Consider the following 12,700-nt stretch of genomic DNA (forward strand, 5'->3'; position numbering starts at 1 on the left):
GTGGACTGGAATGGAAAAACTACAATTTGAGTATACCACTTCACAACCTATTGAGAAAGCAGTACATATAGGTGTCGTGGGGTCGGGGGATTTAGAAATTATCCTTGAACCAATACAAGGAAACAAAACAGAGGTCTATATCCTAACAGGTAGTAATGGATTTGGGGAAATATGGAAAAATGTATTAACCCGTTTTTTTAATAGATATCCAATTACTGCAAAAATAACTATCCATGATTTTGGCGCTACACCAGGTGTGGTTTCGTTAAGGCTAACCCAAGCGTTGGAGGTGCTTGACCATGCTGAATAGTTTCGTAGAATTGAATGGACGTGAACGGGCAAAAGCGTTACTTGACAAAGGGACCTTTCGGGAACTGCTTGGTCCATTAGATCGGTTGGAATCCCCACATTTAGAACCCCAAGGAATCGTCCCCCAGAGTGATGATGGCATTATCTTAGCTCTTGGTCAAATCAACTCGAAAAATGTTCTCATCATTTCGATGGAAGGTGCTTTTCAAGGCGGAGGTATCGGTGAAGTTAGTGGAGCAAAAATCTCTGCCTCACTTGAATTGGTTCTTGAGGAAAATAAACAAGGTAAAACCATTTATCCTATCATCATATTTGATACGGGTGGTGTCCGGTTACAGGAAGCCAATTATGGCTTGCTCTCTATTTCCGAAATTGCCAATCAAATTGTGGCACTGCGAAACTATGTTCCAGTCGTTGGAATTATTCCCGGCCGGGTAGGTGCTTTCGGTGGAATGTCCATTACAGCCGTATTATGTACCACTTTAATTGCCACTAATAAAGCACGTTTAGGACTAAATGGACCGGAAGTGATTGAACAAGAAGCGGGTGTAATGGAATTTGATTCAAAGGATCAAGCTTTAATTTGGAATACAATAGGATCGAAACAGCGGCTTAAAATAGGATTAATAGATGCAGTGGTGGAAGATGATACGGAAGTCATTAATCATACCCTTGATTCAGCCTTAACTCATAAAGCGAATCCAGCCAAAACGGAAAAAGTAGATTTCTATCTAACCTTATTAAATGACATCAATTTATCCTTAGAATGGACACCAGAAAAGTATACGGCCTATTTTAATCAGCTTCAGCCGGTCCAACAAGCTGTTCCGCTGGCGAGAGAAGGGCAGTCAGCTTCTTCAAACAGCAGAGGATATAAATGGTTCTCCAATCTAACAGGTATCGTTCATCCGACAAGTTCCGTCCCATCGGTATTAGCTGCAGATATTGAAAAGAATGGTCAATTGTGCCGGTATATTTCCATTGTTCCAGATCCAACTAATAAATTTCCTCGTGTACGGAATGGCGAAGCAGGGCTGTTGGAAGGATGGACGGTTGCTCAAGTTGTACGGGATGTTATTCAACAAGATGAAAACAAAGAGATGAAACGCCCGATTGTAGCTATTATTGATGTTCCAAGTCAAGCCTATGGATATAAGGAAGAATTGATTGGGATTAACTTAGCGTTGGCAGCAAGTGCAGACGCATATGCAACAGCGCGGCAAAAAGGACATCCTGTTATTGGGCTGATTGTAGGGAACGCTATTTCAGGCGGCTTTTTGGCGCATGGGCTGCAGTCGAATCGGCTTATTGCATTAGACGATGAAAAAATTACGATTCAAGCGATGTCAAAAGCTTCTGCTGCCCGAGTTACAAAACGTTCCATTACAGAGCTAGAGGAAGCGACGAAAAAGGTACCTGCAATGGCATATGATGTTCGCAGCTATCGTACATTAGGTGCATTATATAAACTGGTTTCAACTATTAATCCTGATCAACCAACAGAAGAAAATATTGAAGAAATTGAACAAATTTTGGTGGAAGCAATTAATAGCACGAAAGGCACTGTAACAGATTTAAGTTTCCGGCTCAATACAAAAGAAGCATTAGCTGGGGGACGTGCTGCAACCATCAAGGTTCGGGAGCGGTTGTCAGAACAATGGTAATTCGACCACATGATCTGATAGAAATATCAGACTTATCTCTATTGAAATGGAATGAAGAGAATGATTGGGCAGGCCCCTCATTGGAACGTACTCCTTTCGTAGTTGTACGCCGAGCGGAAAGGCCTAATCAGGATTGTATCCCCGTAGGAATTCGTGGATATCATCGTAATCAGCGTGAACCTGCATTCCTTCATCAAAATGGTATTAAAAACATCCTTTCTCCTTATTGGCTGAAAGAACAGAGAATGTGGAAAAGATTAAATGATGAAAGAAAACAGCTGCCTGTTATAGCTGTTATGGATTTAGTCATGGAAATCATGTCGGAATGGCACTGGGGTCCTACTGGAAGTGCAGGTTTTGAAATGACAACCGGATATCCAGCTTTGAAAGTAACAAGTGATCTCGATCTGGTGATAGATGCACCGGAGGAATTTGATTTTAACAAAGCAAAAAAAATGCTTCAAACATTAGATACATTAAGTATTCGGATTGATATTCAAGTGGAGACGGGGAACGGTGCGTTTTTATTACGAGAATTTATTGAGCAACGGACGAAAACGGTGGTTCTTCGCACAAATTCTGGTCCCCAGCTAGTGAGAAATCCATGGACAGTACGAGTAAAATAATAGAGATTAAATGGCTTCATAGAAAAAATCTATCAAATCAGGCTGAAATTGCAAAAAACGCCTTCAAATTTCGAATTTGAAGGCGTTTTTTGCGTTTAGCCCCAAGAAATGCCCTCAAATTCGAAAAATGGTCGTTCGCTTTACTTCGCATATATCGATATTGTAGAGGTGTTGATGACAGGGACTTTTCCATAAAGCCCTAGCAGAGAAAAGAATGATGAAGGGTTGTCAAAAACAATTCACAATTCTAATGAATAACATATGTCCTTTTACCTCATTTATCTATATATCGTATATGAAGGAATTTTAATAGAAGAAAGGCAGTGGTTGAGAATGGCAAGGTTTAGAATGGTGTATACCGATTTTTGGAAGAATCCGATTGTTTTGGAGGAGATGACGCCAGAAGACAGATACTTCTATTTATACCTTTTGACCAATCCAAATACAACTCAAATTGGAATCTATAAGATTACGAAAAAGCAAATGGCTTTTGATCTGGGTTATTCAATTGAGACTGTCCAATCGTTAATGGAACGATTTACTCGGCATTAATTCGGAAGATAACACTATATAAGAGGAATGATTCATCCTATATAGTGTTAACGTCCTTTGCTTTTTTCAATTCAGTATAAAAAATAGTTATCCACGATTTCTCTTCTTAAGTAACCACTAGAAGACTCATTCATCCTACATAGATATTTCTTTTGGCTCGTTTTGCTCAGAGCTATATTTTTTAGGAATCGCATCATTATACGGCATACTACTATGTCCATAGCTGCGATGAATCATCATATACACTAATCCAGTAACAACAACTACCACTCCTGAAATGAGCACGATATAGTTATCATACCACGGTGCATCTGGCGTTCTTGGCCAGCACATGTTAATCATAGCGATTATTCCGTAAACAAGTGCACCAATATTGATAGGCAGTCCCCACTTACCTAATTGATACCTGCCATTTGGCTTCCATCCTTTAATTCTAGCTCGAAGTGCAGCCAGGACAACTAGTTGGAATCCAAGATAAATGCCAAAAGCCGCAAAACTGACTATCTTTGTGATCGCGTCTGTTGACACTTTTGATCCAAGCACAATCATGGCAGGAGCAAAAGCCGCAAGAAGAAGGGCGTATGGTGGGATGTGCCGAGTAGTGGAAAACTTCTTTAATAATCGGCTTCCTACGATCATATCATCACGTCCATACGAATAAGCAAGTCTGCTTGCTGCCGCCTGTAAACTCATTGCACAAGATAGGAAAGAAATTACTACAATACCCAATACAACTTTTGCTCCAATAGGGCCAAATGCATTGTTTAGTATGGTATCTACTGGCGTAACGTCCTTACCAGCGATAACTGCTGGGATATCAGCAACGGCAAGGATTAAAGAGATACAAACAAAGGTTGCCGCAGCACCACCGATGTAAATCGTACGACGCATTGCCTTCGGGATAAGAACACCCGGATTCGGTACTTCTTCAGCTACATCACCACAAGCTTCGAACCCATAATATTGAAAAATTCCAATTAATGAAGCTGCTGCAAAAGCAACAAAGTAACTACCACTACCCTGAGCACCAAAAGAATCAAAGAGTACTTCAAGACCGTGATGTCTTTCTGTTAATAGCAACCAGCCACCAACTACAAGCGCACCAATTATCTCAGCAGCAAAACCAATAATGGCTGCAGTTGCAAGAACTTTCGTACCAAGAAAATTAATGATAGTTGCTAGTATAAGAATGATTAAAGCACTTATAATCGTTGAGTCAACAGACGCTTCAAAACCTAAAATTTGTCCTAGAAAAGGTCCAGCTCCGTACACAACACTGGCAATCGTAACAAGCAAAGCAATTAAGTAAACCCAGCCAGTCATCCAAGCCCACTTGCGCCCCCATAATCTTCGGGCCCAAGGATAAACTCCCCCTGAAACAGGGTATTGCGCAACAATCTCACTAAAGTTAAGTGCGACTAATAATTGTCCAAGTCCAACGATAACAAAACTCCAGATCATTGGTGGTCCGCCTACCGCAAGTGCGTAGGCAAATAGTGTGTATACACCTACTACAGGAGAAAGATAAGTGAACCCAAGTGAAAAGTTTGCCCATGGACTCATGTCGCGACGGAATTCAGATTTATATCCAAGCGATTCAAGATGAGCAGCATCACTATCATGATGTTCTGAAGCAGAGCCGCCATTTTTGCTGTTCAGATTTTCTTGCATAATTTGAGCCTCCTTTAAAATAGTAGTTATATTCCTATTTGCCATTACTGTGTAACTATATAGTTATTTTACTATTAAACAACCATTACTTAGTTAGAAAGTTATTTATTGTTTGAAAACCAGCCTGTTGGCCCCACAGCAAGATTAATGTTAATTTGTTTCACTTCTTGAAATTCTTCTAATCCAAATGTTCCAAGGCTTGAACCAATGCCACTTTGTTTATATCCATGCCATGGCGCTTCATTGTAAGTTGGTCCATAAGCGTTAATCCAGGTAATACCAGCACGTACTTGTTTAATCACACGCAGCGCTTTTGCCCCATCTGAAGTGAATACGCCGCCGGCAAGACCATAGATGGTGTCATTTGCCAGTTTAATTGCTTCTTCTTCATCTTTGAACTTTTGAATAACGGCAACAGGTCCGAAGATTTCTTCCTTTACGATCCTCATCTCTGAAGATACATCAATGAATACGGTTGGTTCAACAAAGAATCCTTTATCTAACCCATTTTCTGTAACACGATTCCCACCGCAGGCTAATGTTGCACCTTCTTTTTTACCAATTTCGATGTAATCTAGAATAGTATTAAGCTGTGCTTCACTAACAATGGCACCCATTTCGGAATCTTCTTCTAATCCAGGTCCAACTTTAATATCTTTGGCGCGTCTTACGAACTCCTCAACAAATTGATCATAAATGCTTTCTTCAACAATAATTCGGCTTCCTGCAGAACATACTTGACCAGAGCCATAGAAAATACCAAGTAATGCATGATCAACAGCGGCTTCAAAATCGGCATCGGCAAATATAATATTTGGTGATTTTCCACCTAATTCAAGGGAGATTTTTTTCAAATTGCCTGCAGCGTTACGCATAATACTTCTTCCTACCTCAGTGCTACCTGTAAATGAAACCATATCTACATCATGGCTGGCTGCGATTACCTCGCCAATTATAGAGCCTTTTCCTAATACTAAATTGACAACACCTTTCGGGACACCGACTTCTTCAATAATTTCAACTAATTTCGTTGCAGTTACTGGAGTGATTTCAGCTGGCTTATATACAATCGTATTTCCAGCCGCTAAAGCAGGAGCAAATTTCCAGACGCTCATCAGTAATGGGAAATTCCAAGGAACAATTAACCCTGTAACCCCTACTGGTTCACGTACTACCATCGCTTGCATTGGATCGGCAACATGATATGTTTGTCCATCCGGGGTTCTAATTAGGCCTGCATAATAGCGGAAACAAGAGGCAGCATCACTTATATCAATATCAGCTTCCGCTTTAATTTTCCCATTATCTTTTACCTCAAGTTCTACTAGTTCATCGTGGTTTTCATCAATTTTATCAGCAATTTTTAATAGGTAATCCGCACGCTCTTGTGCACTTAGATTAGACCAAACACCGCTTTCAAACGTTTCTTTTGCCGCTTTAATGGCTTCTTTGGTTTCTTCAACTGTTGCTCTAGGAGCAATAGCAATTAATTCACCATTCGCCGGATTAATTACCTTATTGGTATCTGGATTACTAGAAAGTTTCCATTCACCATTAATATACATTTTTAGTTCTAATAATTGAGTGGTAATTGTCATAAGAATTGCCTCCTAAATAGTGGATGTTTATTATATAAATCTATTAATAAAGAAAGGTTTTATTATAGGATTAAAATGAGCTCTTTTTCAGATTCTCTTGCTCTTGAGCAACAAGTTAAAATAACTTTCTTTGTACATCTTTCCTCATCTTTATAGAAGTGATCCCGGTGATCAACGTCCCCTTCAACTACCTGGACTTCGCAGCTTCCGCAACCGCCTACTTTACAAGAATAGGGAGCCTCTACTCCAGCCTTTAATAGTGCCTCTAATAAGGTTTCTTCCTTTGAAACTTCCACCTTCTTATCGCTATTAGCTAACTTTACAATAAAAGGATTTTTTGGGCCTTCATCAGTCGCAGCAAATAACTCAAAATGAATGGAATGACTTGGGTAACCGTAGATTTCCGCTGCTGCCTGAAATTCTTTTACCATTGAAACAGGTCCACAAAAATACACATGGGAGCCAATCCGATGTTCAGCCATAGTGGCAGGTGCCATTTTAACAGGGTTTTCCATTCTTGAGAAATAGAAATGACATTTTTCAGGATATTTTTCAGCCAAATAATCATAAAAGGCACAATCTTCTTTTGTTCTAGCAGCATAATGTAATTCAAATGATTTACCTTCAGCTGTTAAATCTTCCATCATGGTTATAAATGGTGTAATACCGATTCCAGCTGCATAAAACACGTGGTGTTTAGCTGCTTTGAAAGCCAGTGGGAAATGATTTTTAGGCCAACTGATATCTAATTGATCGCCCACTTTGATTTCATCATGCCAGTAAACAGACCCACCTTTTGAATGATCATCCTTACGAATGGCAATCGCATACTGAGTACGGTCAGTTGGATGACTAACCAGTGAGTAATTCCTTTCAATAATGCCATTACGACTTTCTAGATAAGTAGCGATATGGGAACCACCAGTAAATGCAGGCAGTAATTCTAGATCAACCGGATACAAGTGGAAGCGCTTTACCGTTTTTGTTTCCTGTACTATTTTTCCAACGGAAACTTTAATCTTTCCGAATGCTCTCATACACATTACTCCTATCGTTATAACTATAATTCTATTTCTTACTTCTCAAGTGACTATTAATTTGATGTTACGAAAGCAGGATTATAAGGATATCCAATATAACCTTTCCGCTCTCTTGAGAAAAAGGGACCTATTTCTAAACTGATTTGGCAATGATAACAAGTCGTATCTGTTTCCTTGGCCTGAACTTCTTGTAGATGATAGCATTTTAAACAATAAACATATCGTCTCTTCTCGCCAGAAATAAATGTTTGAATCTCATCCTCCGAAAAGCCAGCCTCAATTGCTGCTGAAAAAATAGAAACCGCATCATCCCATTTAGCTGAAATGTAAAGCTGTGTCCCCATCTTTTGAGAATCTAATACTTCGCTAATATTCTTTAATTTTAATTTATCAGTGATTTCAATAAGTTCATATTCTTTTAGGCCATTTAGTTCATTGGTAAATTGTTGGATTGTGCCTGCTTCTTTTTGTTCTGCAGAAATAATCAGCAATTTTCTCCTATCATGTCTTACCGTGAATTTTTCTACAATTGTTTCTGATTGATCGAATAATACCGGGCTGTTGTATACCACATTATATACCTCCAATCATTGCTTCCTAGTTAGTGTGTATTTTTACTTTTTCAATCAAGTTTTTCAAATATTCTACTGTAGGTTCGATAAACGGGGTAAATCCTTTATAATCAGCCATTGGTTTAGGAATATCTGAGAGAATAGAGTATGTTTGCTCCAGCCATTCGGGTCTTAATGCCAAATCCTCCATTGGCAGGAATTGAGTATTTAATACGAATAAAATCGCATTACTCCTTGGCATACGATAGAAAAATTGCTCTTCTACCCGAAGTCTTACTAGTTCACCGGCATTTTCTGGGGTAACTAGGGAGCGTGTTGGTCCCCATGTATCAAATGTTTCATAGTTTACATCCCAGCGGTTTGCCATCAAATTCCAATTGATTCGGGTCCATGGCTCACCTGGTAAAACATTGCGTATTAAGAAATTACGAACTCTTTCGGCCAGCGGTACACCTGTGCGTGACACAAATGGGACAGGACCATGAATTTCATCAAAGGACATCCCTTTATTCCAGTGAGGGGAGAATAATGCTGCATAGGATTCTTGAGCAACTTCCAAATAAAGATTGTCATCCCGAAGAACCATTAATACAAAGTCAGTGGCGAAATGACGGCCAATTAAATCAAGTGGCTCAAGCTCGATGCTGGATGCATCACCAAATATAAAAGATTCCGTTTCATTTAAGATGGAATTATGAAAAGTCCAGTGATTTCCGTTCTTTTCTACTTGGAAATGCACCGGGTAGCGTTCAACCGCCATATTAATCAGCATTTCTGCTACTTCCCATTGCATTTCCATTGTATGTGGATAGGATTGGAATCTTACTTCAGGTTGTTCCTTAAGTAATTCCCTTTTCCGTTTTATTTGTTTTTCATATTCTGGTGTTATCACTACACAATTTTGTTCATTCTTTTCAAGTTTTTTTAAGTCATTTGAATACCGATAGTTGGTACCTTCTTTAATGTAACGAAAAGGATACGGAAAAAGATCCAGATTAGTAGATTTGTACATGATAAATTCCTCCTTTAATTTTTGAATAATCATCTCATTTTCAGATTGAATCGTTGGAAAAAGATCCATTTTACTTGCTGCACTTGAACTATATAGTGTCAGTTCTATAGACCTTCTCTTTTCTAAACCTTTGTTATAACTATTAGCAAGTTTTATGCCAAATAGAAAACATTCATAAAATAGCCACAATTTAATCTTTCAACCTTTATTAAAATTCAAAATTGAATTCATTATTCAAATATGAAATAATATATTTTGAATACTCTTTAAATTTAAAAGTATATTAGATGAAGGGTTAAATGTGTGATGTCTATGACTTTGACAAATGATCAACTATTACAAGCTTATCAATCTAGTTTTCTATCTATTTATGATGAGATGATTGTAACGAATGAAAAGGGAACGATTTTATTTCGTAGTGGGAAACTGAAAAATTTTTGGTCCACAAACTCTCCCTCACTGATAGGAAGAACATTTACTGAATTAGAGGAGATTTCATTCTTTGGTGATTCTATTTTTCAACTGTTAAATAAAGAGGCACATTCTCTTCAATTAAAGGCTTGGAACGGCAGTACGATTCTAATAACCGTGTTCCAATCAAATGGTACTAGTGAAGAGTTAATGATATGGGGATTAAAAAGTATCTCCGATCTTCTAATGGATTCTAATGAAATAACCGATGAGCCAGAGATAAAACACACGCCTTCCATGGTTGTCCATAGTCAGAAAATGAAAGATGTATTTCACACAATCGAAATGGTGTCAAAAGTTTCAACAACAGTTCTTTTATTAGGGGAATCAGGTGTAGGAAAAGAAATGATTGCTAAAACCATTCATCAATTAGGAAATAGAGAGTCTAAACCATTTATTGCAGTGAACTGTGGTGCCATTCCGGAAAATTTATTAGAAAGTGAATTATTCGGTTATGTCGGCGGGGCATTTAGTGGTGCAAACAAAAATGGGGCTCCCGGAAAATTTGAATTAGCAAATGAAGGGATTATTTTCCTTGATGAAATCGCAGAATTACCACTGTACTTACAAGTAAAACTACTGAGGGTTTTACAGGAAAAGGAAGTCACGCCATTAGGAAGTTCAAAACCGATTCATATTGATGTCCAAATAATAGCTGCAACGAATCAATCATTAGAAAAAATGGTCAAAGAGGGACGATTTAGAGAAGACTTATATTATCGTTTAAATGTAGTACCAATTGAAATCCCTTCATTAAGGGAAAGAACAGAAGAGATTCCTTACTTAATTTATCACTTCCTAGGAAAATATAAAACGTTATACCATCGAAACATCAATATTTTACCAGATGCGATTGATTTATTATGTATTTACGATTGGCCGGGAAATGTTCGGCAATTAGAGAATACAATTGAACGAATCGTTGTGACGAGTAAAGAAATCGACGTGGACTCAAGCTTAGTTTACAAATACATTCCTAAAAAGGCTTCTGTAAAGGAACCTCCTATGATTCATCACATTATGCCACTGCAAGAAGCAGTTGATTTGATTGAAGAACAATTGATTAAAATGGCCATCGATAAATATAAATCTGTTAAGCTTGCAGCAAAAGTACTGGATGTTAGTCAACCTACAATGAGTAGAAAATATAAAAAAATTCGTGAGAAATTGCAACACAAAACTCTTTCTCCTCAAAATAAAAGAAAAATACTGGAAGAACATTTAAATAAACAATTACGATCCATGGCGATTGTTACCTCTACTGTTATTCTTCCAGAAGAAGTTTTTGAATTAGTGAAACCTAGTATCCAGCCATCCAACCAGACCTATATAAATGTTCAGAAAAAATTAACGAAAATACGTGAACAAGAAGGAATCATTGAGTGGGTATATATTTTTAAAGTTTTAGATAATAATAAAATGCTGACGATTGTAGCCAGTGAAGATTTCGTGATTCCACCTGGACATATTTATGAGGGACCTCCTGAAATGATGGAAGTAGCATTAGAGGCAATGGAAGGGAAAGCAGGAGTATCTTCTTTATATGAGGATATTTATGGAGAATGGAAAACAAGTTTTGCGCCCTTAACGGATCATAACGGTAACGTTTTGGCCATTATTGGGTTTGACCATAGCAGATCGTATATCGAAACCGAGTTAAAGAAAATAGAGAATATGTAAAATAATCCTTGAATCCTTTTTGCATCAAAAACAGTCACCAAAAGTGATAATGAAAAATACTTGAACTATTCTGAATATTGTTGTAAAATGACAATGAGCTTCATCCTATCCGCTTAAACAGCTGAAGGCAGTGAAGAAAACAAGTAAACATTTATACTATTGACTGATAAGTTTCCACTCCCGGCCTTTGCAGGTTGGTTAAAATGGAGCATAAGCCAGTCCAAAACACAATTGTGTGTATTTGGGCTGGCTTTTTATGTTTTTAATAAATAAATTTTTAATAAGTGGAGGAGGCAGTATGGGAGGAGCATTAGAAGGTATAAAAGTATTAGATTTAACAAGGGTGCTGGCTGGTCCTCATTGTACGATGATTTTAGCAGACCTCGGTGCAGATGTCATCAAAGTAGAAGGCCCTGGGGGAAGCGATGAAACGAGAAGCTGGGGGCCTCCGTTTCAAAATGGTGTGAGTGCCTATTATTTATGTGCCAATCGAAATAAGCGCAGCATTACTGTCAATCTGAAAACAGAAGAAGGAAGGGAAATTATTCGGAAACTGGCTATCGATGCAGATGTTCTTATACACAATTTCAAAACAGGTTCTATGGAAACATGGCAGCTAGACTATAACTCTTTGAAAAATATAAACCCGCAGTTAGTATATTGTTCCATCACTGGATTCGGGGAAACGGGACCGTTCCATCATTTACCCGGATATGACTATATTATCCAAGGTATGAGCGGATTGATGAGTATAACCGGGAGTGAGGAAAGCGGTCCTATAAAAATAGGTGTGGCAATGGTTGATATTTTGACAGGTTTGTATTCTGCCATTTCCATTGAAGCAGCGTTGTATGAAAGAGAAAAGTCCGGCGAGGGTCAAAAAATTGACATGTCACTGATGGATACGGCCGTTAGCTCGCTTGCTAATGTTGCCAGCAATTATCTGATTTCAGGAAATGTTCCACGAAGAATTGGAAATGATCACCCTAATATTGTCCCATATTCAAAATTTCAGGCATTAGACGGTGAATTCATTATTGCTGTAGGGAATAATCGGCAGTTTACCACCTTATGTGAAGTGGTGGGATATAGGGAGCTAGGGGAGGATGAAAAATTTCGTACAAATGAGGCTAGAGTTAAAAATAAAGAAGAACTGACAAGAATTTTGGAAAATCTGCTGCAAGTGAAATCTGTTGAAGAGTGGATAGAGCTATTATCGAAAAAAAATATCCCATGTGGTCCGATTCATTCAATGGATCAAGTGTTTGAACATCCGCAGGTTACCGCTCGTGACATGGTCGTTCAAGTCGAACATCCGGAAGCAGGGTTAGTAAAACTTGTCGGTTCCCCTATTAAATTATCAAGAACAAAGGTGAAAATAGAACGACACCCTCCGATGGCAGGGGAACATAACAGTGAGGTTCTTCAACAAGCTGGATTCTCTTTAGAGGAGATAACACAATTAAAAGAAAATAAAATCATTTAAAAAACCAGGAGGTATTAGC

General features: G+C 38.3%; 10 protein-coding genes and 1 pseudogene. 6 read left to right on the top strand and 5 right to left on the bottom strand.

The window, feature by feature from the left end; translation table 11 throughout:
- The first annotated feature begins 10 nt into the window (after window positions 1-10).
- From L1999_RS09895 to L1999_RS09910, 4 genes and pseudogenes are all read left to right on the top strand, one after another.
- Complete coding sequence (locus tag L1999_RS09895; RefSeq protein ID WP_235743383.1) at window positions 11-310, top strand: malonate decarboxylase subunit delta; 300 nt, start codon at window positions 11-13, stop codon at window positions 308-310.
- Window positions 300-1,973: a biotin-independent malonate decarboxylase subunit beta gene (mdcD, locus tag L1999_RS09900; protein WP_235743384.1), complete on the top strand. Its 1,674-nt coding sequence runs from the start codon at window positions 300-302 to the stop codon at window positions 1,971-1,973. Before L1999_RS09895 ends, mdcD begins: the two co-directional genes overlap by 11 nt.
- Complete coding sequence (locus L1999_RS09905; protein ID WP_235743385.1) at window positions 1,967-2,599, top strand: malonate decarboxylase holo-ACP synthase; 633 nt, start codon at window positions 1,967-1,969, stop codon at window positions 2,597-2,599. Before mdcD ends, L1999_RS09905 begins: the two co-directional genes overlap by 7 nt.
- A gap of 333 nt (window positions 2,600-2,932) precedes the next feature.
- Window positions 2,933-3,148, top strand: a pseudogene (locus L1999_RS09910) (DNA replication protein DnaD); the annotation flags it as partial.
- A gap of 138 nt (window positions 3,149-3,286) precedes the next feature.
- Here L1999_RS09910 and L1999_RS09915 read toward each other — a convergent pair.
- The 5 genes from L1999_RS09915 to L1999_RS09935 all read right to left on the bottom strand — a co-directional run bounded on the left by L1999_RS09915 (window position 3,287) and on the right by L1999_RS09935 (window position 9,044).
- Complete coding sequence (locus tag L1999_RS09915; protein ID WP_235743386.1) at window positions 3,287-4,822, bottom strand: APC family permease; 1,536 nt, start codon at window positions 4,820-4,822, stop codon at window positions 3,287-3,289.
- 101 nt (window positions 4,823-4,923) lie between these two features.
- The gene (locus tag L1999_RS09920; protein ID WP_235743387.1) at window positions 4,924-6,420 is read right to left on the bottom strand and encodes an aldehyde dehydrogenase family protein; all 1,497 of its coding nucleotides are present in this window, start codon (window positions 6,418-6,420) and stop codon (window positions 4,924-4,926) included.
- Between the two features lie 62 nt (window positions 6,421-6,482).
- Window positions 6,483-7,457: a PDR/VanB family oxidoreductase gene (locus L1999_RS09925; RefSeq protein WP_235743388.1), complete on the bottom strand. Its 975-nt coding sequence runs from the start codon at window positions 7,455-7,457 to the stop codon at window positions 6,483-6,485.
- A gap of 56 nt (window positions 7,458-7,513) precedes the next feature.
- Entirely contained in the window at window positions 7,514-8,032 is a 519-nt protein-coding gene (locus L1999_RS09930; protein ID WP_235743389.1) for a dimethylamine monooxygenase subunit DmmA family protein, read from the bottom strand.
- A 25-nt stretch (window positions 8,033-8,057) separates the two neighbouring features.
- Window positions 8,058-9,044, bottom strand: coding sequence for a heme-dependent oxidative N-demethylase family protein (locus L1999_RS09935; RefSeq protein WP_235743390.1), 987 nt, complete (start codon window positions 9,042-9,044; stop codon window positions 8,058-8,060).
- Window positions 9,045-9,350: 306 nt separating this feature from the next.
- On the opposite strand from L1999_RS09935, the gene L1999_RS29575 reads away from it, so the two are divergent.
- Together L1999_RS29575 and L1999_RS09950 are read left to right on the top strand one after the other, a co-directional pair.
- On the top strand, window positions 9,351-11,195 hold the full coding sequence (locus L1999_RS29575; protein ID WP_275677509.1) for a sigma-54 interaction domain-containing protein: 1,845 nt from the start codon (window positions 9,351-9,353) through the stop codon (window positions 11,193-11,195).
- Window positions 11,196-11,493: 298 nt separating this feature from the next.
- On the top strand, window positions 11,494-12,681 hold the full coding sequence (locus tag L1999_RS09950; RefSeq protein WP_235743391.1) for a CaiB/BaiF CoA transferase family protein: 1,188 nt from the start codon (window positions 11,494-11,496) through the stop codon (window positions 12,679-12,681).
- The last annotated feature ends 19 nt before the right edge of the window (window positions 12,682-12,700 follow it).

Source organism: Neobacillus drentensis (assembly GCF_021560175.1).
GTDB lineage: Bacteria > Bacillota > Bacilli > Bacillales > Cytobacillaceae > Neobacillus > Neobacillus drentensis_A.

What these genes read in the sequence shown, in the direction of transcription:
- L1999_RS09895 (WP_235743383.1), top strand. Translation starts at nt 11, where the DNA reads ATGGAAAAACTACAATTTGAGTATACCACTTCACAACCTATTGAGAAA.
- mdcD (WP_235743384.1), top strand. Translation starts at nt 300, where the DNA reads ATGCTGAATAGTTTCGTAGAATTGAATGGACGTGAACGGGCAAAAGCG.
- L1999_RS09905 (WP_235743385.1), top strand. Translation starts at nt 1,967, where the DNA reads ATGGTAATTCGACCACATGATCTGATAGAAATATCAGACTTATCTCTA.
- L1999_RS09915 (WP_235743386.1), bottom strand. Translation starts at nt 4,822, where the DNA reads ATGCAAGAAAATCTGAACAGCAAAAATGGCGGCTCTGCTTCAGAACAT.
- L1999_RS09950 (WP_235743391.1), top strand. Translation starts at nt 11,494, where the DNA reads ATGGGAGGAGCATTAGAAGGTATAAAAGTATTAGATTTAACAAGGGTG.
- L1999_RS09920 (WP_235743387.1), bottom strand. Translation starts at nt 6,420, where the DNA reads ATGACAATTACCACTCAATTATTAGAACTAAAAATGTATATTAATGGT.
- L1999_RS09935 (WP_235743390.1), bottom strand. Translation starts at nt 9,044, where the DNA reads ATGTACAAATCTACTAATCTGGATCTTTTTCCGTATCCTTTTCGTTAC.
- L1999_RS09925 (WP_235743388.1), bottom strand. Translation starts at nt 7,457, where the DNA reads ATGAGAGCATTCGGAAAGATTAAAGTTTCCGTTGGAAAAATAGTACAG.
- L1999_RS29575 (WP_275677509.1), top strand. Translation starts at nt 9,351, where the DNA reads ATGTCTATGACTTTGACAAATGATCAACTATTACAAGCTTATCAATCT.